At 64.7% G+C, this 25,008-nt stretch carries 18 protein-coding genes; 11 read left to right on the top strand and 7 right to left on the bottom strand.

Annotation, left to right across the window (positions count from 1 at the left end; all coding sequences use genetic code 11):
* Positions 1 to 16 precede the first annotated feature (16 nt).
* On the top strand, positions 17 to 574 hold the full coding sequence (locus ABIA90_RS00345; RefSeq protein ID WP_354117603.1) for a P-loop NTPase family protein: 558 nt from the start codon (positions 17 to 19) through the stop codon (positions 572 to 574).
* Positions 575 to 625: 51 nt separating this feature from the next.
* A complete protein-coding gene (locus ABIA90_RS00340) occupies positions 626 to 1,588 on the top strand; it encodes an amidohydrolase family protein (protein ID WP_247308324.1) in 963 nt (320 codons plus the stop codon).
* Positions 1,589 to 1,608: 20 nt separating this feature from the next.
* Here ABIA90_RS00340 and ABIA90_RS00335 read toward each other — a convergent pair whose 3' ends face one another.
* The 3 genes from ABIA90_RS00335 to ABIA90_RS00325 all read right to left on the bottom strand — a co-directional run bounded on the left by ABIA90_RS00335 (position 1,609) and on the right by ABIA90_RS00325 (position 7,557).
* The gene (locus tag ABIA90_RS00335) at positions 1,609 to 4,725 is read right to left on the bottom strand and encodes an efflux RND transporter permease subunit (RefSeq protein WP_354116882.1); all 3,117 of its coding nucleotides are present in this window, start codon (positions 4,723 to 4,725) and stop codon (positions 1,609 to 1,611) included.
* Positions 4,726 to 4,754: 29 nt separating this feature from the next.
* Entirely contained in the window at positions 4,755 to 5,999 is a 1,245-nt protein-coding gene (locus ABIA90_RS00330; RefSeq protein WP_166098692.1) for an efflux RND transporter periplasmic adaptor subunit, read from the bottom strand.
* Between the two features lie 151 nt (positions 6,000 to 6,150).
* Positions 6,151 to 7,557 (bottom strand): CoA transferase, encoded by a 1,407-nt coding sequence (locus tag ABIA90_RS00325; RefSeq protein ID WP_354116881.1) that lies wholly within the window; start codon positions 7,555 to 7,557, stop codon positions 6,151 to 6,153.
* Between the two features lie 113 nt (positions 7,558 to 7,670).
* Between ABIA90_RS00325 and ABIA90_RS00320 the strand changes: the two genes are divergently transcribed.
* Together ABIA90_RS00320 and ABIA90_RS00315 are read left to right on the top strand one after the other, a co-directional pair.
* Positions 7,671 to 7,958, top strand: a complete 288-nt coding sequence (locus ABIA90_RS00320) for a hypothetical protein (RefSeq protein WP_085403970.1) — start codon at positions 7,671 to 7,673, stop codon at positions 7,956 to 7,958.
* Between the two features lie 176 nt (positions 7,959 to 8,134).
* Positions 8,135 to 8,905: an SDR family NAD(P)-dependent oxidoreductase gene (locus tag ABIA90_RS00315; protein ID WP_354116880.1), complete on the top strand. Its 771-nt coding sequence runs from the start codon at positions 8,135 to 8,137 to the stop codon at positions 8,903 to 8,905.
* A gap of 320 nt (positions 8,906 to 9,225) precedes the next feature.
* Here the strand turns inward: ABIA90_RS00315 and ABIA90_RS00310 are convergent, their stop codons facing one another.
* The 3 genes from ABIA90_RS00310 to ABIA90_RS00300 are packed head-to-tail and all read right to left on the bottom strand — an operon-like array spanning position 9,226 to position 14,868.
* Positions 9,226 to 12,600 (bottom strand): error-prone DNA polymerase, encoded by a 3,375-nt coding sequence (locus tag ABIA90_RS00310; protein WP_354116879.1) that lies wholly within the window; start codon positions 12,598 to 12,600, stop codon positions 9,226 to 9,228.
* On the bottom strand, positions 12,597 to 14,183 hold the full coding sequence (locus ABIA90_RS00305) for a Y-family DNA polymerase (RefSeq protein ID WP_354116878.1): 1,587 nt from the start codon (positions 14,181 to 14,183) through the stop codon (positions 12,597 to 12,599). Before ABIA90_RS00305 ends, ABIA90_RS00310 begins: the two co-directional genes overlap by 4 nt.
* Entirely contained in the window at positions 14,086 to 14,868 is a 783-nt protein-coding gene (locus ABIA90_RS00300) for an ImuA family protein (RefSeq protein WP_354116877.1), read from the bottom strand. The genes ABIA90_RS00305 and ABIA90_RS00300 overlap by 98 nt, the downstream gene beginning before the upstream one ends.
* A gap of 163 nt (positions 14,869 to 15,031) precedes the next feature.
* Between ABIA90_RS00300 and ABIA90_RS00295 the strand changes: the two genes are divergently transcribed.
* The 3 genes from ABIA90_RS00295 to ABIA90_RS00285 all read left to right on the top strand — a co-directional run bounded on the left by ABIA90_RS00295 (position 15,032) and on the right by ABIA90_RS00285 (position 19,446).
* Entirely contained in the window at positions 15,032 to 16,267 is a 1,236-nt protein-coding gene (locus ABIA90_RS00295; protein WP_208085722.1) for a putative DNA modification/repair radical SAM protein, read from the top strand.
* Positions 16,267 to 17,709 (top strand): UdgX family uracil-DNA binding protein, encoded by a 1,443-nt coding sequence (locus ABIA90_RS00290; RefSeq protein ID WP_354116876.1) that lies wholly within the window; start codon positions 16,267 to 16,269, stop codon positions 17,707 to 17,709. Before ABIA90_RS00295 ends, ABIA90_RS00290 begins: the two co-directional genes overlap by 1 nt.
* A 108-nt stretch (positions 17,710 to 17,817) precedes the next feature.
* Positions 17,818 to 19,446 carry an inorganic phosphate transporter gene (locus tag ABIA90_RS00285; RefSeq protein WP_028146969.1) on the top strand — a complete coding sequence of 543 codons (1,629 nt, stop codon included), beginning with the start codon at positions 17,818 to 17,820 and terminating at the stop codon, positions 19,444 to 19,446.
* A 73-nt stretch (positions 19,447 to 19,519) separates the two neighbouring features.
* Here the strand turns inward: ABIA90_RS00285 and ABIA90_RS00280 are convergent, their stop codons facing one another.
* Entirely contained in the window at positions 19,520 to 20,692 is a 1,173-nt protein-coding gene (locus ABIA90_RS00280) for a M20 aminoacylase family protein (RefSeq protein ID WP_063984624.1), read from the bottom strand.
* A gap of 211 nt (positions 20,693 to 20,903) precedes the next feature.
* On the opposite strand from ABIA90_RS00280, the gene ABIA90_RS00275 reads away from it, so the two are divergent.
* The 4 genes from ABIA90_RS00275 to ABIA90_RS00260 all read left to right on the top strand — a co-directional run bounded on the left by ABIA90_RS00275 (position 20,904) and on the right by ABIA90_RS00260 (position 24,982).
* Positions 20,904 to 22,523, top strand: a complete 1,620-nt coding sequence (locus ABIA90_RS00275) for a GMC family oxidoreductase (RefSeq protein WP_354116875.1) — start codon at positions 20,904 to 20,906, stop codon at positions 22,521 to 22,523.
* A gap of 12 nt (positions 22,524 to 22,535) precedes the next feature.
* Positions 22,536 to 23,417, top strand: a complete 882-nt coding sequence (locus ABIA90_RS00270; RefSeq protein WP_354116874.1) for an alpha/beta fold hydrolase — start codon at positions 22,536 to 22,538, stop codon at positions 23,415 to 23,417.
* 260 nt (positions 23,418 to 23,677) lie between these two features.
* Positions 23,678 to 24,619: a metallophosphoesterase family protein gene (locus ABIA90_RS00265; RefSeq protein WP_063984627.1), complete on the top strand. Its 942-nt coding sequence runs from the start codon at positions 23,678 to 23,680 to the stop codon at positions 24,617 to 24,619.
* Between the two features lie 39 nt (positions 24,620 to 24,658).
* Positions 24,659 to 24,982: a cupredoxin domain-containing protein gene (locus ABIA90_RS00260; protein WP_028146964.1), complete on the top strand. Its 324-nt coding sequence runs from the start codon at positions 24,659 to 24,661 to the stop codon at positions 24,980 to 24,982.
* The last annotated feature ends 26 nt before the right edge of the window (positions 24,983 to 25,008 follow it).

Raw genomic sequence — 25,008 nt, 5'->3', positions numbered from 1 at the left:
GTCTGGCCTGATGCCGATGAAGAGCTGCCGCATCCATCTGATGGGAGCTTCGGGCTCCGGCGTGACGACGATCGGTCGCGCACTCGCCGGCCGGCTTGCGCTGCCGCATCACGACAGCGACGATTATTTCTGGCTGCCGACCGTGCCGCCCTACCAGACGACGCGCCCCGCCGCGGAGCGCCTGCGCCTGATGCGCGAGATGTTTCTGCCGCGCCGCGACTGGGTGCTGAGCGGAACCGTCACCGGCTGGGGCGACGAGATCGTCCCGTTCTTCGATCTTGTCGTCTTTGTGACGACGCCGCGCGAGCTTCGCTTGCAGCGCCTGCGCGGCCGCGAGGCTACGCATTTCGGAGCTGATGCCGTCGCACAGGGTGGCTGGCGTCATGAGGAGACGGAGTCGTTCGTCGAATGGGCCTCGCGCTACGAAGCCGGCGATCGCGAGGGCCGCAGGCTCACAAAAGATGAAGCCTGGCTCGCGGTCCTGCCCTGCCCGGTCGTGCGCATCGACGGCTCACGCCGGCTTGCGGATCTTGTCGAGCAGCTATGCAGCGAAGCGGAGCGGTTACCCGGCTGATGTGATATTGTTCCGGTCCCACCTCAAAAATAACGAAGCAGGGAGAGAACCATGCTCAACCGACGCAGCGTCCTGCTTGCCTCCCTTGCCGCCGGAGTAGCCATGACCAACAAAGCTCACGCCCGTGCGGCGCAGCCCGCGACGCCGGTCGATTTCGACGTTCCGGCCCATGCCTGCGACTGCCACACGCACATCCATGGTGACGTCGAAAAGTTTCCGTTCTTCGCCGGGCGCGTCTATACGCCGGAACCGGCAAGCCCCGAGGAAATGGCGGCGCTGCACAAGGCGCTGCATATCGAGCGCGTGGTGATCGTGACGCCGAGCGTCTACGGCACCGACAACTCCTCCACCTTGTTCGGCATGAAGGCGCGCGGCGCGACAGCGCGCGGGGTCGCCGTGATCGACGACAAGACGACGGAGGCCCAGCTCGACGCGATGCAGGCGGACGGTTTTCGCGGCAGTCGCATCAATCTCGCCACCGGCGGCGTCAGCGATCCGAATGTCGGCCGCGCGCGTTTCTCGGCCGCCGCCGAGCGCATGAAGGCGCGCGGCTGGCACGTGCAGCTCTACACCACGCTGCCGATGATCTCGGCGATCAAGGAGCTCGTGCTGGCTTCGCCCGTGCCGGTCGTGTTCGACCATTTCGGCGGCCTCGAGGCGTCGCTCGGACTGGAGCAGCCGGGATTCTCCGACCTGATCGCGCTCGTCAAATCCGGCAAGGCCTATGTGAAGATCTCGGGAGCCTATCGCTCGTCGAACCTCGCGCCCGACTATCAGGACATGGTGCCCTATGCCCGCGCGCTGATCGCGGCGAACCCGGACCGCATCGTCTGGGGCACCGACTGGCCGCATCCGGATTCCAGCCCCGTCGAGGGACGCAAGCCCACCGACATCGCGCCCTTCTATCAGATCGAAGACGGCCGGCTCCTCAACCAGCTTCCCGTGTGGGCGCCGGATGCGGAGGTGCGCAAGAAGATCCTGGTCGACAATCCGGCGCGACTCTACGGATTCTGAGCCGCGGCGGCCGCCTGCGATCAGCGCGCGCGGCGGGAGAAGAAGGAAATCAGGACCGGCAAGGTCACCAGGATCACGACCGGCGCGAGCATCATGCCGGTGACGACGACGACGGCGAGCGGCTTCTGCACCTGCGAGCCGATGCCTTCCGACAGCGCCGCCGGCAGCAGGCCGACGCCGGCAACGACGCAGGTCATCAGCACCGGCCGGAGCTGCAACTCGCCGGTGCGTATCACCGCGCTCACGCGGTCCATGCCCTCTTCGATGAGCTGGTTGAACTGCGACAGGATGATGATGCCGTCCATGACCGCGATGCCGAACAGCGCGATGAATCCGATCGCGGCGGAGACGCTGAAGGCGGTGCCGGTGATCAAGAGACCGAGCACGCCGCCGAAGATCGCCATCGGGATCACGCTCATGGCAAGCAGCGTGTCGGTCATCGAGCCGAAATTGAACCAGAGCAGCACGCCGATCAGCGTCAGCGAGATCGGCACCACGATCGACAGCCGGCGGATGGCGTCCTGGAGATTGCCGAACTCGCCGACCCAGTCCATGTGCGAGCCGGGCGGCAGCTGCACCTGCTCGGCGACCTTCTGTTGCGCCTCGCGGATCGCGCTGCCGAGGTCGCGCTCGCGCACCGAGAACTTGATCGGCAGATAGCGTTCCTGCTGCTCGCGATAGATGTAGGCGGCACCGGAGACGAGGCTGATGGTGGCGACCTCGCTCAGGGGAATCTGCGTGACGGTGCCGTTGGGGCCAGGCGCGCCGATGCGCAAATTCTGGATCGCCTCGGCGCTCCTGCGATATTCCGGCGCGAGGCGGACGATGATCGGGAAGTGACGATCGGAGCCCGGCTCGTAGAGATCGCCCGCGGTATCGCCGCCGATCGCGACCTTGATGGTGGCGTTGATGTCGCCGGGCGCGAGCCCATAGCGCGCGGCCTTGGCACGGTCGATGTCAATCTGAATGGTCGGCTGCCCGAGCGAGGTGAACACCGCAAGGTCGGTGACGCCTTGCACGGTCGCCAGCACCGACTTGATCTTGTTGGCGGTGTCGGTGAGCGCCTGGAGATCGCTGCCGAACAGCTTGATCGAGTTCTCGCCCTTCACGCCCGAGACGGCTTCGGAGACGTTGTCCTGGAGATATTGCGAGAAGTTGAATTCGACGCCGGGGAAGCGATCGTCGAGCTGCTTCAACAGCTGCGCGGTCAACTCTTCCTTGTCGTGCGTTCCCGGCCATTGGCTTGCGGGCTTGAGGGGGGCGAAGAACTCGGCGTTGAAGAAGCCGGCAGCGTCGGTGCCGTCATCGGGGCGGCCATGCTGCGACACCACGGATTCCACCTCGGGCCGGGCACGGATCAGCTTGCGCATCTCGTTGACGTAGGTGTTGCCTTCCTGGAGCGAGATGGTCGGCGGCAGCGTGGCGCGGATCCAGAGATTGCCCTCTTCCAGCTTGGGCAGGAATTCGAGGCCGAGCAGGCGGCTGAGCGCCACCGTCATCAGCACGAGACCGACCGCGCCGCCGAGCATGATGCCGCGGTTGGCGACGGCCCAATTCAGCACCGGCATGTAGATCCGGTGCAGGATCCGCATGACCCTCGTCTCGGTCTCCTCGAGATGCGCAGGCAGAATGATCGCGGACAGCGCCGGGGTAACCGTGAAGGTCGCGAGCAGCCCGCCGGCGAGCGCATAGGCATAGGTGCGCGCCATCGGCCCGAAGATGTTGCCCTCGACGCCGGACAGCGTGAACAACGGCAGGAACGCCGCGATGATGATGGCGGCGGCAAAGAAGATCGAGCGCGACACGTCGGCGGCGGCGCTGAGGATGGCGTGGCTCTTCATGCCGAACAGCGTCTCGGGCGACATCTGCTCGGATTCCGACACCGGCGTGGTCTGCGTCAGGCGGCGGAAGATCGCTTCCACCATGATGACGGTGGCGTCGACGATGAGGCCGAAATCGATCGCGCCGACCGACAGCAGATTCGCGGATTCCCCGCGTAGCACCAGGATGATCACGGCGAAGAACAGCGCGAACGGAATGGTGGCGCCGACGATCAGCGCGCTGCGGAGATCGCCGAGGAACATCCACTGCAACAGTACGATGAGCAGGATGCCGACCACCATGTTGTGCAACACGGTGTGGGTGGTGAGTTCGATCAGGTCCCCGCGATCGTAGATGCGCTCGATGCGCACGCCGGGCGGCAGGATGCTGGAGTTGTTGATGGTTTGAACGAGCTGGTGGACGCGCTTGATGGTTGGCGAGCTTTGCTCACCGCGGCGCATCAGGACGATGCCCTGCACGATGTCGTCGGAATCGTCGATGCCGGCAATGCCGAGACGGGGTTTTTGGCCGACAGTGACGGTGGCGACGTCCTTGACCAGCACCGGATTGCCGTTGGTCTGCGAGACCATGGTGTTGGCGAGGTCGTCGATCGAACGGATCAGGCCGACGCCGCGTACCACGGCCGATTGCTGGCCGATATTGACGGTGTTGCCGCCGACATTGACGTTGGAGTTGCTGACCGCCTGGAGCAATTGCGGCAGTGTCAGGCCGTTGGCGACCAGCTTGTTGAAATCGACCTGGAGCTCGTAGGTCTTGCTCTTGCCGCCCCAGCCGGTGACGTCGATGACGCCGGGCACGGCGCGGAAGCGGCGCTGCAGAATCCAGTCCTGGATGGTCTTGAGATCGAGCACGCTGTAGTTCGGCGGACCGACGAGGCGGTAGCGGAAGATTTCGCCGATCGGGCTGAGCGGCGAGATCTGCGGCTGCACATTGCCAGGCAGCGGCGCGAGCTGCGCCAGGCGGTTCAAGACCTGCTGCTGCGCCTCGTCATAGGTGTAGGCGAAGGAGAACTGGAGCTTGATGTCGGAGAGGCCGTATAGCGAGATGGTGCGGATCGTCGTGAGGTTCTTCAGACCCGCGACCTGGGTCTCGATTGGAATCGTGATGTAGCGCTCGATCTCTTCCGCCGACAGGCCCGGGCTCTGCGTCACGATGTCGACCATCGGCGGCGTCGGATCGGGATAGGCCTCGATGTTGAGCTGGTTGAACGCGATCAGGCCGCCGATCAGCACGGCGAAGAACATCCCGACCATCAGGAAGCGCCGGTTGACGGCAAGGGCGACGAGACGATCCATTCAGGTCTTCAATTTTCTTGGGTCGTCGATCAGCTACCGGACGCCGCGCGGTCGATGAACAGGCTGCCCTTGGTGACAACCTGCTCGCCTGGCTTCAGATTGCTGGTGACCTCGACGAAATTGCCATTGATGAGGCCGGTCTTGATCTGGCGCAGCTCGACCGACTTGTCCTCGCGCGCGACCCAGATGCGGACCTTGTCGGCCTCGTAGATCAGCGCCTGCTTCGGCACCGCCGGCGCGGCACGGTCGCCGGCCGAATAGATCGTGACGTTGGCAAACATCTCCGGCTTGAGCAGGCCGTCCTTGTTGTCGATGGTCGCGCGAACCAGCAGGCGGCGCGTGTTGGGATCGATGGCGGCGGCGACGTAGTTGATCTTGGCGGTCAGGGGGTGGCCCGGCAGCGCCATCACGTTGACGCTGATGTCCTGGCCGATGCAGACGGCGGCCGCATCGCTCTCGCGCACGAAGGCGGTGAGCCAGACCGTGGAGAGGTCGCCGATCACGAACACCGGATCGCTGGCGCCGGAATTGACGTACTGGCCCGGACCGATCTTGCGCTGCACGACGGTGCCGGAGATCGGCGAATAGATCGTGATCTCCCGATCGATGACGCCCTTGTCCTGGAATGCCTTGATGGTCTCGTCGGTGAAGCCGAGGATGCGCAGCTTGTTGCGCGCGGCTTCCAGCGCCGTCCCCGAGGAGCGCACGTCGTTCTGCGCCTGGACCTGGGTCGTTTCGGCCTGCTGATAGTCCTTCAGCGGAATGGCGCGGCCCTCATAGAGGTCCTTGGCGCGCCTGAACTGGATGTCGGCAAGATCGATCGCAGACTTCGCCTTGTTCTGCGAGGTCATCGCAGCGATGAAATCGTTCTGGGCCTGCACGGTGTCGGCGGCCTCGATCGTGAACAGCGGTTGACCTTGCTTCAGCATCTCGCCCGGCTTGGCGAGCAACTTGGTCACCCGGCCCGCATAGGGCGAGAACACCGGCGTCGAGCGATCCTCATCGACCGCGACCTTGCCCTCGGTGACATATTCGGCCCGGAAGGTCTTGGCCTTGACCGGCTCGATCGTCAGCGTCGCCCACTCGGACGGCGTCGGCGTGAAATTCTGCGCATTCCTGCGCGACTGGCTGGAGACCTCGGAGTGGCTCTTTTCCTTGGCCCCCGCACGCAGGAAGCCATAGGCACCGGCGCAGGCGAGTGCCAGTAAAACTACGGATGTGATCACCCGTTGTTTTGTAAACACCTGCAATCGCTTGGTATTTTCAACTACCATGGGGCCCGGTCAAGTCTGCGACGATCTCGGCAGACGCCTGCCTTATCGGTCGCGCTAATAGTGCTGAATTGGGATTTCAAACAACCTAAAAAACGCCAGCCAGCTTTCCGTTTGCGTTAAAATATTGCATCGCGTCAGCTTCACGTCAGTTTCAAGCCGGCCACTGTGGCGGATGACTGCCGAGCGGCATCGCCGGGCGGCTCCATCGCGCCGGCGTGGTCGACAGCAGCGCAGAATGGCGCACCGCCTTCAACGTGCCGAAGCCAGATGGCATGGGCTCGATGAATGCAGCATGTACGGCCTCGCCCGTAAGATCCGGGGTATCCAGGCCGCCATCGAGCCGGCCGAGATTCCACAGCCAGCGTCCGGTCTGCGCCAGCGACACGCGCACGTGCCAGCTCCCGCCCTCGCGGGCCTGGCGCGCCTTGGCCATCATCGCACCGAACGCCATCAGATAGCCGGTGGCATGGTCGAGCATCTGTGCCGGCAATTCCTTGGGACCGTCGATGCCCGCGGCCTGCCCCTCGGCGTGGTTGAAGCCCGTCGTGGTCTGCACCAGTGAATCGAAACCGCGCCGCTCCGCCCAGGGGCCGGCATGGCCATAGGCCGACAGCGTGACATAGACGATGCCGGGATTGATGTTCGCTGCATCCTCCGGCGCGAACCCGAGGGCTGCGAGCGCTCGCGGGCGATAGCCTTGCGAAAAGATGTCCGCGCCCTTCACCAGCTCGCGCAGCTGCGCCCTGCCCGCCTCGCTCTTCAGCTCGACCAACGCGGTGAGCTTGCCGCGGCCGGTGTCGATGGTGAGCCAGGGAATGGCTGGCAGCTCCGGCCCCGAGACGAGCAGCACATCCGCGCCGTGCGCGGCGAGCGTGCGGCCGGCAACGGGGCCCGCGATGACGCGCGAGAGATCGAGCACGCGCAGGCCGGAAAGCGGACGATCGCCGTTCGACAATCCCTGCGGCCACGGCTTTGGCGGGGCCTCGCCGATCTTCTCGATCGAGACCAGCGGCAGTTCGGCGAGCGCGCGCGCCTGCGGCAGCGCGGACCATTCGTCGTAGGAACGCATCAGGGCGACGACGCCGCCCGCGGCATAGGCCGCAGTTTCAAAATCCTCGCCCTTCCATTGCATCAATGCGGCCTGAACCTTGTCGCGCTCGGGCTCGCAGCCGAGCACGTTGCAGACGGCGTCGCGATGATGCGGGAAATTGGTGTGGCAACGGACGAAGCGGTTGTCGCCGGTTTTGTAGACGCCGGCGATGGCGTCCCAGGCTGGCGGCGGCGGCTTGTCGTCGAGGCGCAAATAACGCTCCGAACGGCATTCGGCGACGGCGTGGCGCATGTCGACGGAGACGTCCTGCGTCTCCCCGCTGCGCAGTCTCCAGATTTCGGCGGCGGCAAGACCGGCGGCGGCGATCGTCGTCTGTCCGGCGACGGCGACGCGAAACGAGGACGGAATCTGCGGCTCCTCGCCGGTCAGCCGGACGCGTTCGAGCGCGGCCTTGTCGCCGCCGATGGAGGTCCAGAGATCCCTAAGAATATCGGCGGGGCTTTGCATGACCGCTTCTCTCTCTTTCAGATTTAAGCATGATCCTTTCGGAAATCCGCTGCGCATTTTCTGGATCATGCTGTAGTTTTCGCGACCATGTCATGATCGCAGAAAGGAATGCAATGGCCGCCGTAGATCCCCTCACCGCAGGCGCCGTGTTCATCGCAACGGCGGCCACCGACGCAGTCTATGTCATGTTCACCTCGGCCGTGATCGCGCGCAAGCGCGTGCCGGCGGCGAACTGGAGCGCGGTCTGGTACCTGCTCTCCTCCTACGCCGTGATCAGCTACACCGAAAACCCGTTCTATGTCGCTTTCGCGGCGATCGGCTCGTGGGCCGGCGCCTACGTCTCGCTGACCTTCCTGCACCGCCCGCCCGGCGGCCCGCCGGTGGGGGCGGCACCGGAGTGAGGGAACCGCCTCTCCGCGTCGTCATTGCGAGGAGCCCTTGCGACGAAGCAATCCAGACTGTCTCGGCAGATGCCTTTCTGGATTGCTTCGCTACGCTCGCAATGACGAATTGGAGAGTTCAGCATGTCTCCTGAAACGGCTACACTCTTTGCATCAACAAAAAGGAAAACCAAACAATGGATCTCGGTCTCAAAGGCAAGAACGCCATCGTCCTCGGCGGCACGCGCGGCATCGGGCGGGCGATTGCGGCGACGCTGGCCGGTGAAGGCGCCAACGTCGCGGTGTGCGCGCGCAACGCGGATCAGGTTGGGGCGACCGTCACTGAACTCAAGGCAAGCGGAATCCGCGCCAGCGGCGGACCGGTCGACGTCACCGACGGCGCGGCGCTGAAATCCTGGATCGAGACCGCGGCAAAGGAGCTCGGCGGCGTCGACCTGCTGTTCGCCAATGCCGGCGCGATGGCGCAGGGCCACGATGCAGCATCCTGGGAGCAGAACTTCCGGCTCGACGTGCTCGGCGCCGTGCATGCGTTCGACGCCGCGCGGCCGTTCCTCGAGACCAGCGGCGAAAAGAGCGGCGATGCCGCCTTCGTCATCATCTCCTCGATTTCGGCGGCGCAGGCCGATCTCGCCAGCTCCTACGGCCCGATCAAGGCGGCGCTGATCCACATGGCCAAGGGATTGGCGCGGCAATACGCCAAGAAGAAGATCCGCGTCAACGTGGTGTCGCCCGGCACCGTCTATTTCAAGGGCGGCGTCTGGAACGTGATCGAGCAGAAGATGCCGGAGCGCTACAACGACGCGATGAAGCGCAACCCGACGGGCCGCATGGCAACGCCGCAGGAGATCGCAAGCGCGGCGGTGTTTCTGGCAAGCCCGGTGTCGGGGTTCACCACGGGCTCCAATCTCGTCGTGGACGGCGCGATCTCGAACCGGGTGAATTTTTAGAGCGGGTACGCTGTCGTCGCCCGGCTTGACCGGGCGACCCAGTATTCCAGAGACGGCTCGGCTAGTGCCGAGGGGCCGCAGCGTACTGGATACCCCGCTTGCCGCCTACGCTAAAGCTTCGGCGGCCCTGGACCTCAGCCCCGGCGAAGCCTTGGCGTAGCCGGGTCGCGGGGTATGACACCGAGAGTGTGACACGGCCCGGTTCAACAAGCTCGTCATTGCGAGCGCAGCGAAGCAATCCAGAGTCTTTCCGCGGGCGGCAGTCTGGATTGCTTCGCTGCGCTCGCAATGACGGTGTGGCGACATTCTGCGTCACACCCTCAATGAAAATCCCGCGATGGCGGCAGGATGCGGACGTTGCGGGGGTGGCGGATTTTTTGCGCCGGCATATCCGCGTGGGCGCGGGGATCGTCGTTGAGGGGCTCGATCAGGTCGGCGCCTGCCGGCACCGGATGCTTGCGGCTCAGCGCGTCGTTGGCAAGACCGACCAGATCGTGCGAGCGGTCGACCATGCGCTGGGCGATGAGATGCGTCACCTTTTCGGGGCTGCTCTGGATATAGCCCTCGACCAGGATGAGGCGCGCGCCCATCACCTCCTTGCGGTACTGCTCCATGATCTTGGGCCACACCACGACATTGGCGATGCCGGTCTCGTCCTCCAGCGTCATGAACACGACGCCGCTGGCGCTGCCCGGCCGCTGCCGCACCAGCACCACGCCGGCGCAGCGGACGCGGCGCCGCTCGTTCTCATGGCTGACGTCCCTGCAGGCCACCACACGCTCGCGCGAAAACATCTCGCGCAAAAACTCCATCGGATGGCCCTTCAGCGATAGCCGGATGGTCTGGTAGTCCGCGACCACCTGCTCGGCCCGCGGCATCTCCGGCAATGGTTTTGCGTGCTCGTCCGGCTGCTCGCGCGCGGTCGCGGCTTCGAACAGCGGCAGCGGCACGTCGTCGGGCAGCCGCCGCACCTGCCACAGCGCCTCGCGGCGATCGAGGCCGAGTGAGCGGAACGCGTCGGCGTCCGCGAGCAGGATCAGCGCCCGCTTGGGCAGGCCGGTGTCGCGGGCGAAGTCTTCAAGCGAGGTGAAGGGACCGCTGTTGCGGGCGTCGATGATAAGGTCGGCCCAGTCTTTCTGAGTGACATATACCTTGCGTTGCCGTTTCGCCTGCTCCTCTTTGAGGAACTCCTCATCGGGATCGAGCCAGTGAAAACCATCGATCTGGCGGAAGCCGAGGCGCACGGCGCAGTATTTGCCGCTCCCCTCCTCCAGCGTGTTCTGCGCAAAGCTGTAGGATACGTCGATGTCGCGTACCTCGACGCCATTCTTGCGGGCGTCGCCGACGATCTGCGCTGGCGCGTAAAAGCCCATGGGCTGCGAGTTCAGCAGGCCGCAACAGAACGCGTCAGGATGATGATGCTTCAGCCATGAGGAGATGTAGACGAGCTGCGCGAAGCTCGCGGCATGGCTCTCTGGAAAACCGTAGGAGCCAAAGCCCTTGATCTGGTCAAAGCAGCTTCTGGCGAAGTTGGGATCGTAGCCGCGCGCGACCATGTTGCCGATCAGCTTCTCCTCGTATTGGCCGATGGTGCCGACATTGCGGAAGGTCGCCATCGAGCGGCGCAGGCCGTTAGCCTCCTCGGAGGTGAACTTTGCTGCTTCGATCGCGATTCGCATGGCCTGCTCCTGAAACAGCGGCACGCCCTTCGTCTTGTGCAGCACCTTGTAGAGCTCATCCGCGGGACCATGCTCGGGCGATGGCGAGGGATAGGTCACTTTCTCGATCCCGTTACGCCGTCGCAAATAGGGATGCACCATGTCGCCCTGGATTGGCCCCGGCCGCACGATCGCGACTTCGATGACAAGGTCGTAGAAGGTCCGCGGCTTCAGGCGCGGCAGCATGTTCATCTGCGCGCGGCTCTCGACCTGGAACACGCCGAGCGATTCCCCCGCACACAGCATGTCGTAAACCTTGGGATCGTCCTGCGGGACACTCGCCAGCACCCAGCGCTGTCCCTTGTGCTCGTCGATCAAATCAAAACATTTCCGGATGCAGGTCAGCATGCCCAGCGCGAGCACGTCGACCTTCATCATGTTGAGCGCGTCGACGTCGTCCTTGTCCCACTCGATGAAGGTGCGGTCGTCCATCGCGGCGTTGCCGATCGGCACATAGGTGTCGAGCCGGTCCTGGGTGAGCACATAGCCGCCGACATGCTGGGAGAGATGGCGCGGGAATTCGATCAGCTCGGTCGCAAGCTCGACCGCGAGGTTGATCATGGGATTGTTGGGATCGAGCCCGGCCTGCCTGACCTGCATGTCGTTGAGGCCCTTGCCCCAGCTTCCCCAGACGGTGTCGGCGAGCGCGGCGGTGACGTCCTCGGTCAGGCCCAGCGCCTTGCCGACGTCGCGGATGGCGCTGCGTGGACGGTAATGGATCACGGTGGCGATGATCGCGGCGCGGTGGCGGCCGTAGCGGCGATAGACATATTGCATCACCTCCTCGCGCCGCGAATGCTCGAAATCGACGTCGATGTCAGGCGGCTCCAGCCGCTCCTTGGAGATGAAGCGCTCGAACAGGAGATCGACGCTGGTCGGATTAACGGAGGTGATGCCGAGCACGTAGCAGACCGCTGAGTTCGCCGCCGATCCCCGCCCCTGGCACAGGATGTTCTGGCTGCGCGCATAATGCACGATGTCGTGCACGGTGAGGAAGTAGTGCGCGTATTTCAGCTCTGCGATCAGCGCGAGCTCTTTCTTCAGGGTCGCGCGAAGCTTGTCATCGATGTTGCCGCCGAAATATGTCTGCACGCCCGCCCAGGTCAGATCCTCCAGATGCCCTTGTGCGGTCTTGCCTCGCGGCACCGGCTCGTCCGGATACTGGTATTTGAGCTGGTCGAGCGTGAAATCGATCTTGCCCGCAAAGCGCATGGTCTCCGCGATCGCCTCGGGAAAATCTCGGAACAGCCGCGACATTTCGCGTGGCGTCTTCAGGAAGCGCTCGGCATTGGCTTCGAGCTTCCGTCCGACCGCCTCGATCGTGGTCTTTTCCCGGATGCAGGTCAGCACGTCCTGAAGCGGACGGCGGCCGGGATCGTGATAGAGCACCTCGTTGGTCGCGAGCAGCGGCACGTTTGCCTTGGCGGCGAGATCATCGAGCCGCGCCAGGCGGCGGCGGTCGTCGCCGCGATAGACCAGGCTCGCCGCCAGCCACACGCCCTCGGCGCGGCTGTCCTTAAGCTTGGCGAGAACATCCAGCGCCTGCGCGGGCTCGAAGCGATGCGGCAGCGTCAGGACCAGGAGCTGGCCCTCGGAAAACTCAAGAAGGTCGGCAAAAGTGAGATGGCATTCGCCCTTCTCGATCCGCGTGATGTCGTCGCCGCGCTTGCCCCTGGTGAGGAGCTGGCACAGCCGGCCATAGGCGGCGCGGTCACGCGGATAGACCAAAATGTCGGGCGTGCCGTCGATGAAGACGATGCGCGCGCCGATCAGCAATTTCGGCTTGTACAGCACCTTGTCATTGTCGAGCTCCTTGTAGGCGCGCACCACGCCGGCGAGCGTGTTGTGGTCGGCGATGCCGATCACGGGAATGCCGAGGATGCTCGCCTGATGCACATAGGCGCGCGGATCCGAGCCGCCGCGCAGGAAGGAGAAGTTGGTGGTGATGCCGATCTCGGCATAAGCGGGCGTGGTCATGCGAAGAGGCCGTGCACATACCAGTTGGGAGGAATGGGTTTGCCTTCGTCGTCGAACACCTCTCCTTCGTAAAGACCGTCGCGAAAGATCCAGAAGCGCAGGCCTTCGGCATCCTCGATGCGGAAATAATCCCGCGTCAATTGCTTGCCGTCCTGCCGCCACCATTCCATCGCGATGCGCTCGGGCCCTTCCACCCGCACCACCGCATGCAGCGCGCGGCGCCAGGTGAACTGATGCGGCGGGCCGTCGGGCACGGTCGCGAACGGCACCTTGATCGGCTCCGGTCTGTCGAACAGCCGCAGGGGGCGCAGCGGCGGCTCGCTCTCGGCGCGCGCCGGCCATTCGGCCTGCATGGCCGCGGCGAGATGGTGCTGGGCAGGCGCGGCCAGCACCGCACATTCGGGGATATGGGTATCCTCAGGCAAATGCACGACGACGCGCTTTCCGCCGATCCGCGCGGCGATGCGGTCGATCAGCGCGGCGAGCTCGTCATTGTCGTGGACATGGGCGTCGAGATCGCGCTGCTCCTGCACCACGATCTCGGTGCGGCTCGCCGACAGCCGCACCATGTCGAAACCAAAGCCGGGATCCAGCGGATCGGCGAGCGCATCGAGACGTTCGCGAAACAGCCGGTCGATGACTTTGCTTTGCGTCACCGGCCGCCCGGTCTCGACCATGATCGCGCGCACCACGCCGTCGGTGCGAAAGAAGGCGGCTTCCAGGCGCCGCGCACCTTTGCCCTGTTTCTCCATCGACGCGATCAGCGTATCGGCCAGCCGCGACAGCGTCATCGCGATCATGGTGTCGGTGGCGATCGGTTCGGCAAAGCGCTTCTCCACGATGTAATCCGGCAGCGGTTTGCGCGGATTGATCGGGGCATCGCCATGCCCCTGCGCATGCGCGAGCAGCGTCGAGAACCGCGCGCCGAACCGCGCCGTGATCTCATGCGGCTCGCGCGAGGCGACATCGCCGATGGTTTTCAGGCCGGCGCGGCGCAGACCAGTGGTGATGGCCTCGCCCGCACCGAGCGCGGACACCGGCAGCCGGCTGATCGCCGCCGCCTCCCCGCCATCGGCGACGATGGTGCCGGAGGCCTGCCGCGTCAGCGTGCGCGCGCAGACCGAGGTGCCGGCGATCGCCGCGCTGACGGCAAAACCCTGACGGGCGAGCGCGCGGACGAAGGTCTGCAACAACGCAGCCTCGCCGCCGAACAGATGCGCGCAGCCGGTGATGTCCAGAAACAGCCCGTGCGGCGGATCGAGCGCCACCAGCGGCGTGAAGCGGTCGCACCAGTCGGCGACGTCGCTGAGCGTCTTCGCATCGGCCACGACATCGGCGTCGAACACTTTCAAGTCCGGACACATCGCCCGTGCATTGGCCAGGGGCTGGCCGATGTGCAAGCCGAGGCGCTCGGCGGCTTCATTGAGCGCATGGATCACCAGCGCATTGTTGTCCTTGATGACAACGATGCTCGGATCATTGGCCTTACCCAGCGCGCCGAAGAACCGCTGAATCCGATCGATGGGCAGGCGCGGCAGCCACAGGCTGAGGATACGCCGACGGTTCACTGAACTGGCACTCATCACATTTCCATTCCATGATCCACCGGCCGCACGGGCCATGACGATTGCGCAAGAGCTCCGCATCGAAGCGCGGCGAGCCCCAGGCACTCCATGCCGGGCCCGGCGGCGAATGCGCCGCGCGCAGCATCCATCGCGTCTCCGCGGTCGAGGGCAGCGGCTGCGCGGCCATCCGCAACATCAGGCCGGTGACACCGGAGCCTTGCGCGGCCAGTGTCAGCTTGCGGCTCGCCACGAGATCGAACTGCCGCGTCTCACCCCAGAGCTCGAGCACGACGGCGCCGAGCGCGTCGCAGGCGAGCGCATCGGCCGAGGTCCGCAACGCGCTCTCGACATCGGCGGCGCGCACCATCACCACGCGGCGCGGATCGAGACCGATCTCGGCAAGCCCGCTCATCGACAGCGCGCCGGTCTCGAGTTCCGAAAAATCCTGCCGCACCCACAGCAGCGGCCGGCGCCGCGAGACACGCCCCGCAAGCCCCATGACAAAACCCGTCGCAGCGGTTCCCTGCCGGCCCTCGCAAAACACCTCGTGGATCACCGCGCGCGCGAGCCCGCCCTTCAGCGCGCTGTCGACCTCGCCGTGGCCGAGCGCGACGCGATCGTGCTGATGCACGACCTCCGCCGTCTCGATGCGCTCGATCTGGCCGCGCAAGGTCGCAAGCGCGTTCATCCGTGCGCCGCTCATATACGCCGCTCCTTCAGAGGTGATTGCCGAGGTTCTCAAAAATAAGAACCTGCGGCTGGCTCATTTGTTCATGATATGTTCTAATATAAAGCTAACAGCGGCCGGGGAGTCAATCGAATTGGTGCTCATCCGGATTCGTAAGCTGAATCAAAGGGATTCCACGATGGACGTACAACGCAAGCTGGAGATTCTGGCTGATGCCGCCAAATACGACGCGTCGTGCGCCTCCAGCGGTACCGAGAAGCGGGATTCCAGCGATGGCAAGGGCATGGGCTCGACCGCGCCGGGCATGGGCATCTGCCATTCCTACGCGCCGGACGGACGCTGCATCTCGCTGCTCAAAGTGCTCCTGACCAACGCCTGCAATTACGACTGCCTTTATTGCGTCAACCGCGCCTCCTCCAACGTGCCGCGTGCCCGCTTCACCATCGACGAGGTGGTCAAGCTCACGCTCGACTTCTACCGGCGCAATTACATCGAGGGCCTGTTTCTCTCCTCCGGCATCATCCGCAGCCCCGACTACACCATGGAGCAGGTGGTCAGCGTCGCGCGCAAACTGCGCGAGGAGCATCACTTTCGCGGCTACATCCATCTCAAGACCATTCCCGAGGCCGACGACGCGCTGATCGCGGAAGCCGGCAAATATGCCGATCGCCTCTCCATCAACATCGAGATGCCTGAGGAGACGAGCCTGCAGCAATACGCGCCGGAGAAGGACGTCCGCGCGATCCGCCGCACCATGGGCCGGCTGCGGCTGAAGCTCGACGAGGCCGAGGAAAACCGCAGCACAAAGACGAAGGCCAGGCCGCAGCGCTTCGCACCCGCCGGACAGAGCACACAGATGATCGTCGGCGCCGACACGGCCTCTGATCACACCATTCTCCACACCAGCGCCAATCTCTACGGCTCCTACAGGCTGCGGCGCGTCTATTACTCCGCCTTCAGCCCGATCCCCGATGCCAGCCGCGCTTTGCCTCTGGTACAGCCGCCGCTGCTGCGCGAGCACCGGCTTTACCAGGCCGACTGGCTGATGCGGTTCTACGGTTTCGACGTTGCGGAGATCGTTGATGACAGCGCGATGCTGCCGCTCGACATCGATCCGAAGCTCGCCTGGGCGCTGCGCCATCGCGACCGCTTCCCGCTCGACGTCAACCGTGCCAGCCGCGAGGAGTTGCTGCGCGTGCCGGGCTTCGGCACCAAGGCGGTCGAACGCATCATCGCGACGCGGCGCACCACCACGATCCGCCTCTCCGATCTCGCGCGGCTGCACGTGCCCCGCAACAAGGCGCTGCCTTTCATCGTCCTCAGCGATCACCGCCCCGCGCCGCATCGCCTCGACGAGGCGCGGCTGATCGAACGGTTCAAGCCGAAGGCAACACAATTGGGGTTTGGCTTCTGATGCAGTACATCACCCTCGACAATCAAACCGATTTCGACGGCTGGCGCAAAGCCGCACGCAGCCTCGTGCTTCATCATGTGCCGCCAACCGATGTCACCTGGACCGTGCAAGGCGGCGAAGCCGAGCTGTTCGCACCGCCCGCGCCGTCTCCGATACTTGAGGTGAACGACGGCACCTTCAATGTCTCGGCAAAATTCGTCGATCTCGCCAAGGCCGCGATCCTGCATCGCGACGGCGAGCGCTTTGCGATCCTCTATCGCCTGCTCTGGCGCTTGAAGGACAATCACGATCTCATCGAGGTCGCGACCGATCCCGATGTCGCGCAAGTCACGGCGATGGCACGAGCGGTTCATCGCGACGAGCACAAGATGCATGCCTTCGTGCGATTCCGCGAGTTCGGCCGCGAACGCGCGGCGCATTACGTCGCCTGGTTCGAGCCGGAGCATTACATCGTCGAGCTCGCCGCACCGTTCTTCGCCAAGCGCTTCGCCGACATGCCCTGGTCGATCCTGACACCCGATCTGTGTGCGCATTGGGATGGCCACGCGCTCTCGTTCACGTCGGGCGTGAGCAAGAACGAAGCACCCGGCGAAGACCGGCTCGAGGAAACCTGGCGGCGCTACTACGCCAGCATCTTCAATCCGGCGCGGCTGAAGGTGAAGGCAATGCAGACGGAGATGCCGAAGAAATATTGGAGGAACCTGCCCGAGGCGTCGATCATTAAGCCCTTGATCGAGGATGCCGAGCGCATGACCGGCGCCATGATCGCCAATGCTGCAACCGATCCGCACAAGCCCCAGAAGCGGCCGGAGGCTCCGATGCCACGCAAGCTGGCTGCCGACGATCTCGAAGCGCTCCGCGAGGAGGCCGCGCATTGCCGCGCCTGCCCGCTCTACAAGGACGCGACGCAGACCGTGTTCGGCGAGGGCCCGAGAGATGCGACCATCATGCTGGTCGGCGAGCAGCCCGGCGACAAGGAAGACCTCGCCGGCCACCCCTTCGTCGGCCCGGCCGGCCAGATGCTCGACCGTGCGCTTCAGGAAGCCGGCGTCGACCGCAACAAGGTCTACGTCACCAACGCGGTCAAGCACTTCAAATTCGTGCCGCGCGGAAAGATCCGTCTGCACCAGAAGCCGGCGACGCCGGAGATCCGGGCGTGCCGGCAATGGTACGAGCGGGAAGTTTCGGTAATCCAGCCCGAGCTCATTGTGGCAATGGGCGCCACCGCCGCGCAGAGCGTGTTCGGCAAGATCACCCCGATCGGCAAGACCCGTGGCCGGCTCATAGACCTGCCCGACGGGCGCAAGGCGCTGGTGACAGTGCACCCGTCCTATCTGCTGCGACTGCCCGATCCGGAAGCCAAAGTGCTGGAATATCAGCGCTTTGTCGAAGACCTGAAGATTGCCGCCGGTTTGCAGAAGAAAGCCGCACGCGCCGCCTAAATACTGGCAAATACTGGAGGGAAAGCGACTTTACGACGCAGCTGTCATCCAGCCTTCAAATCCATCGCGGACAATAGCCCTTCAAATTAGTTAAGGGGGCGTCCAAAAATGACAGATGTTGCATTCGACCGTGCGGTAGGCGATCCGACGCCTGTCCAGCCGGCTTCCAGGCCAAATCTCGACAAGGGTTTTAACCCGCTAACGATGATCCTGTTCTTCGGCATCCTTGCCGCAGGCCTGCTGTTCGTTGCCTACAGCATCTATGTCGACGTCAACGCGACCGGCACGAAGGTGACGACCTTCCTGCCCTACATCCTCTTGTTCGTCGCGCTGCTGATCGCGCTCGGCTTCGAATTCGTCAACGGCTTCCACGACACCGCCAACGCGGTGGCGACCGTGATCTACACCCATTCGCTGCCGGCTGAATTCGCGGTGATGTGGTCGGGCTTCTTCAACTTCCTCGGCGTGCTGCTGTCCTCCGGCGCGGTCGCCTTCGGCATCGTCTCGCTGCTGCCGGTCGAGCTGATCCTCCAGGTCGGCTCCAGCGCCGGCTTCGCCATGGTGTTCGCACTCTTGATCGCCGCGATCATCTGGAACCTCGGTACCTGGTATTTCGGCCTGCCCGCCTCCTCCTCGCACACGCTGATCGGCTCGATCATCGGCGTCGGCATCGCCAATGCCGTCATGCGCGGCCGCGACGGCACCTCGGGCGTCGACTGGAGCAAGGCCACCGAGATCGGCTACGCGCTCCTGCTGTCGCCGCTGTTCGGTTTCATCTGCGCCGCCGTGCTGCTGCTGCTGCTCAAGTTCATCGTGCGCAACCCTGCGCTCTATGCCGCGCCCGAAGGCAACAAGGCGCCGCCGCTCTGGATCCGCGGCCTGCTGATCGCAACCTGCACCGGCGTCAGCTTCGCCCACGGCTCGAACGACGGCCAGAAGGGCATGGGCCTGATCATGCTGATCCTGATCGGCACCGTGCCGACCGCTTACGCGCTCAACCGCGCGCTGCCGGAGAGCCAGGTCGCCCAGTTCCAGAAGGTCTCGGAGGCAGCCTCCAAGGTGATCGCGGCCAAGGGCGCCGGTCACTCGATCATCGGCGATCCCCGTCCTGCGGTGACGCAGTACATCACCTCGCACCACATCAGCGAAGGCACCTACCCCTCGCTGTCGGTGCTGGTGAAGGATGTCGGCGACCAGGTCGCGAAGTACGGCTCGCTCAACAAGGTACCGGCGGAAGTGGTCGGCAACACCCGTAACGACATGTACCTGACCTCGGAAGCGATCCGCTTCCTGATGAAGGACAAGGAAAACGACCTCAACAAGGAAGAGGTCGCGACCTTGAACGCCTACAAGGGCGGCCTCGATAGCGCCACCAAGTTCATCCCGACCTGGGTGAAGGTCGCCGTCGCCATCGCGCTCGGCCTCGGCACCATGGTCGGCTGGAAGCGCATCGTCGTCACCGTCGGTGAGAAGATCGGCAAGACCCATCTCACCTACGCACAGGGCGCCTCCGCCGAGCTGGTCGCCGCCGCCACGATCGGCGCCGCCGACGTGTTCGGTCTGCCGGTCTCGACCACCCACGTGCTGTCGTCCGGCGTCGCCGGCACCATGGCCGCGAACGGCTCGGGCCTGCAGATGGCGACCATCCGCAACCTGCTGATGGCCTGGGTGCTGACGCTGCCCTGCGCGATCGCGCTGTCGGCCACGCTCTACGTGATCTTCTCGCGGATCTTCTGAAGATCACGCGCCTCAAAGACAAAGGGCCCGTGCGATGCACGGGCCCTTTTCGTTTGTGCTTCGGGGGTCGGCGTTAAGACGCCGCGAGCGATTCCTCGACCAGCTTGACCCAATAGGACGTGCCGAACACGATCGCCTCGTCGTTGAAATTGTAGGCGGGGTGATGCAGGCCGGCGCTGTCGCCGTTGCCGCAGAAGATGAACGCGCCGGGCCGCGCTTCCAGCATGTAGGCGAAATCCTCGCCACCCATCAGCGGCGGCATCTCGTGCACATTGGCCTCGCCGGCAACGTTCCTGGCGATGCGCCGCGCCACCTCGGTCTCCGCGGCGTGGTTGTTCACGACAGGGTAGTTGCGCTTGTAGTGCAGGTCGATCTTGGCGCCGGTGATCTGCGCCACGCCCGCCACCACTTCGTGCACGCGCTTCTCGACCAGCTTGCGCACCTCCGGCGACAACGTGCGGATGGTGCCCCTCAACGTCGCAGTCTGCGGAATGACGTTGCGGGCATTGCCGGCGTGGAATTCGCAGATCGAGATCACGGCCGATTCCAGGGGATCGACGCTGCGGGCGACGATCGACTGCAGCGCGGTGATCACCTGCGCGCCGACCAGCACGGAATCGATGCACTTGTGCGGACGCGCGGCATGGCCGCCGAGGCCCTCGATCATGATGTCGACCTCGTCGGTCGCCGCCATGATCGGGCCCGGCCGGATCGCGAACGAGCCGATCGGAATGCCCGGGCCGTTGTGCATGCCGTAGACCTGCTCGATGCCGAAGCGCTCCATCAGGCCGTCCTTGACCATGGCCGCGCCGCCGGCGCCGCCCTCCTCGGCCGGCTGGAAGATCACCACAGCATCACCGGCGAAGTTACGGGTCTCGGCGAGGTAGCGGGCCGCACCGAGCAGCATCGCGGTGTGGCCGTCATGGCCGCAGGCGTGCATCTTGCCCGGAGTCTTGGAGGCGTAAGGCAGGTTGGTCTGCTCGTCGACGGGCAGCGCGTCCATGTCGGCGCGCATGCCGATCACCTTGAGCCCGTCGCCGGCCGGCTTGCTGCCCTTGATCACGCCGACCACGCCGGTCTGCCCGAGGCCGGTCACGACCTCGTCGCAGCCGAACTCGCGCAGCCGGTCCGCAACGAATGCTGCGGTGCGGTGAACGTCGTACAGCAGCTCCGGATGCTGGTGGATGTCCCGGCGCCAGGCCTGAATATCGGGTTGGAGGTCGGCGACGCGGTTCACGATGGGCATGGAGGGTCTCAAGCCTTGTTGGGAATACAGGACTGTCTACCATGCAAGCACCAGTCCACCTAACTCCCGTGGATCGAGGGTCCCCTGTGCTCTCGTCATGGCCGGGCTTGTCACCAGCTTGTCTTGGCCATCCACGTCTGACTATTAGGACGGAAAGCGCGTGGATGCCCCGGACAAGCCCGGGCATGACGCCTGTTTGGGTGGAAGCAGAATGCCGAGGCGCCTCGAAGGTGAGTTTGACTACATTGTCGTCGGAGCCGGCACGGCCGGCTGCATCATCGCCAACCGCCTCTCGGCCGTATCAGGGAATCGCGTCCTCATTCTCGAAGCCGGCGGCGACGACGACTGGATCTGGTTCCACATTCCGGTCGGCTATCTCTTCGCGATCGGCAATCCGCGCTCGGACTGGATGTTCAAGACCGAGGCCGAGCCCGGCCTGAACGGCCGCTCGCTGGCCTATCCCCGCGGCAAGGTGATCGGCGGCTCATCGGCGATCAACGCCATGATCTCGATGCGCGGACAGGCCGCCGATTACGACCACTGGCGCCAGCTCGGCATGACCGGCTGGGGCTATGACGACGTGCTCCCGCTGTTCAAGAAACTCGAAGATCACTTCCTCGGCGCGAGCGAGCATCATGGCACCGGCGGCGGCTGGCGCATCGAGGCGCCACGGCTGTCATGGGCCGTTCTCGACGCCGTCGGCGACGCCGCCGAGGAGATGGGCATCAAGCGCATTCCGGATTTCAACACCGGCGACAACGAAGGCACCAGCTATTTCCACGTCAACCAGAAGCGAGGCCGGCGCTGGTCGTCGGCGCGCGGCTTCCTCAAGCCGGCGCTGAACCGTCCCAACCTGCGGCTCGAGAAGAACGTGCTGGTCGATCGTCTCATCATCGAGCAGGGCCGCGCCGTCGGCGTGCGCTTCATCCAGAATGGCGAGGTCATCGAGGCGCGAGCCAAGCGCGAGGTGATCCTCTCGGCAGGCTCCATCGGCTCAGTGCAGGTGCTGCATCGCTCCGGCATTGGTCCCGCCGACTGGCTGTCGCCGCTCGGCATCGACATCGTGATGGACAAGCCCGGAATCGGCCGCAACCTTCAGGACCATCTCCAGCAGCGCGCGATCTACAAGGTCGAGGGTGTGCGCACGCTGAACGAGACCTATTACAATTTGTTCCGCCGTGGCCTGATGGGGCTCGACTACGCCTTCCGCCGCCGCGGTCCGCTGACCATGGCGCCGTCGCAGCTCGGCATCTTCACGCGCTCCGATGCGACGCGCGCCCGCGCCAACATCCAGTTCCACGTGCAGCCGCTGTCGCTCGACAAGTTCGGTGATCCCCTGCACCGCTTCCCCGCGATCACGGTGAGCGCCTGCAATCTCCAGCCGACCTCGCGCGGCACCGTGCGGCTGCGCTCGGCGAGCCCGGACGAGAAGCCGATCATCGCGCCGAACTATCTGTCGACCGACGACGACCGCCAGGTCGGCGCCGACGCCATCCGGACCACGCGCCGCCTGATGCAGCAGAAGGCGCTGGCCAAATATCGCCCGAGCGAATATCTGCCCGGTCCCACCGTCGGCGACGACGATGCCTCTCTCGCCAAGGCCGCCGGCGACATCGGCACCACCATCTTCCATCCCGTCGGCACCGCGAAGATGGGCGCGGCGAATGATCCGATGGCGGTGGTGGACGAGCGCTTGCGCTTCTACGGCCTGAGCGGCCTGCGCATTATCGACGCGTCGATCATGCCGACGATAACGTCAGGCAATACCAACACGCCGACCGCGATGATCGCCGAGAAGGGCGCGACGATGATTTTGGAGGATGCGAAGTAGCATCCTGTCCCCATGATCAATCCACATCGCTTCTCCATCGGCCCCACTGACGCGCAGATCGCGATGCTGCAATGGGGCGAGAGCGGGAGGTCGCCCGCGCTGCTCGTGCACGGCACCGGTTTCGTCGCCGACGTCTGGGACGAGGTCGCGCGCGAGCTTGCATCGAGCTACACCGTCTATGCGCTCGACCGCCGCGGCCACGGCGCGAGCCACAAGCCCGATGCCTATCATTTCCTTGATTATGCCGAGGACGTCTGCCGGGTGATCGATGCGCTCGATCTGCGCGACGTCTACGGCATCGGCCACAGCGCCGGCGCGACCGATCTTCTGCTTGCGGCAAAACTCTTGCCCGGACGCTTCACACGCCTGTTCGTGATGGAGCCGACCGTGATGGACCCGCGCGCGGCGCGGCCCGGGGGATTGCACGAAGAGTCTCTCGCCCGCGTGCAGGGCACGCTGCGCAGGCGGGCCGAGTTCGACAGTGCCGACACGGTGTTCGAGCGCTACCACGCTGCGCCGGCGTTTGCCGATTGGACCGAGACGTCGCTCCGGGCCTATGTCCAACACGGCTTCGTGCCGCTGGAGAATGGCCGGGTTCGGCTTTGCTGCACGCCCGAGATCGAATTCGCAATCCTGCGTCCGATCTACGAGGCGATGGAGCAGGTCTATGTCGGCGATGTCCGCGGCAATCCGTTTGTCTCGCTCACCGAGATCGACTGCCCGGTGCGCGTCACCACTGCCGAGAAGTCGGGACCGATCTACAAGGAGATGGCGTCACGCGCCGTGTCGCTGATTCCGCGCGTCAGCACGATGATCTTTGAGGGCGCCGGGCACTGCGTGGCGCAGGAAGTGCCGGAACGCGTGGTCGAGGCCGTGCGGGAATTCGCGAAATAAGTCTCGCGCCCCGGACGCGCTGCAGCGTGCAACGCTGCTGCGCAGAGCCGGGGCCCAGACAACCCGAGCCGCGTGGGTCCCGGCTCTGCGGCGCACCGCCATAACACGTCGAAGACGCGCGTGAACGCGCTTTTGGGCGCTGCACCGCGTCCGGGACACGAGATCCCCACCTCACGAAAACGTCATCGTATCCGGGAATAAGCCTCCCCCTCCCTCAATCACCTCCCCGAAGCCCAATTCCGGGCGAGAGGAGACGTGCGATGAGCGGACACGATCACGGGGACGGCGTCAGCCGCCGCAAGGTGCTGGAATGCATGACCTGGGCCGGCACCGGGGTGCTCTGGACCATCACGGGCGGCGTGCCGCGCTCGCTCGGTATCATCGATTCCGCGCAGGCCGCCACGGCAGCCGCGCCCGGCATGACCTTCCTCCAGATCAGCGACAGCCATGTCGGCTTCGACAAGCCGGCGAACCCCAACGCGCTCGGCACGCTGGAGGAGGCCATCAACAAGATCAACGCAATGCCGGCAAAACCCTCCTTCATGATCCACACCGGCGACATCACGCACCTGTCGAAGGCCGCCGAGTTCGACAATGCCGACCGCATCATCTCGCAGAGCAAGCTCGACGTGCACTACGTGCCTGGCGAGCATGACTTTCTCGACGAGGAGGTGAAATTCTATCGCGAGCGTTACGGCCGCGGCACCAAGGGTGCAGGCTGGTATTCGTTCGACGCCGGCGGCGTACACTTCATCGGCCTCGTCAACGTCGTCGACCTCAAGGGCGGCGGTCTCGGCAATCTCGGCGCCGAGCAACTCGCCTGGCTCGAGGACGATCTGCGCGGCAAGTCGAAATCGACGCCGATCGTGCTGTTCGCGCACATCCCGCTCTGGACGGTCTATCCCGAATGGGGCTGGGGCACCGAGGACGGCGGCCGCGCGCTGGAACACGTGAAAGGCTTCGGCTCCGTCACCGTGCTGAACGGCCATATCCATCAGGTGATGCAGAAGGTCGAGGGTAACGTCACCTTCCACACCGCGCGCTCAACTGCGTTCCCGCAGCCCGCGCCGGGGACCGCGCCCTCGCCCGGACCGATGAAGGTCGAGGACGCAAAGCTGCGCGGCATGCTCGGCGTCGCCAGCATCAACTTCAAGCAGAACGAGCAGCGGCTCGCGATCATCGACACGCCGCTGCAGGGTTGATCCAAGATTGAACGGAAAAAGGCTGAACGGAAGCTGACAATGAAAACACTCAATCGCCGCGACTTCGGTGTCGCCGTGGTCGCGGCCATCCTGTTGCCCGCAACGACGGCCCGTGCCGACGACATGGAAGTGCATATCGACAATTTCGTTTTCCAGCCGGCCGAGTTGAAGATCAAGCTCGGCACCACCGTGACCTGGACCAACCGGGACGACATCCCCCACACCGTGGTGTCGGCCGGCAAGTTCAGGTCCAAGGCCCTGGACACCGACGACAAGTTCTCGTTCACCTTCACCAATGCGGGCGACTACAAATATTTTTGTTCGTTGCACCCGCACATGACGGGGATGATCAAGGTTGAGTAACGTCTCAAACCAAGGCATCAACGTCT

The sequence above is a fragment of the Bradyrhizobium sp. LA6.8 genome (assembly GCF_040547935.1).
Classification (GTDB): domain Bacteria; phylum Pseudomonadota; class Alphaproteobacteria; order Rhizobiales; family Xanthobacteraceae; genus Bradyrhizobium; species Bradyrhizobium barranii.
This window is presented reverse-complemented; position numbering and strand designations above follow the sequence as displayed.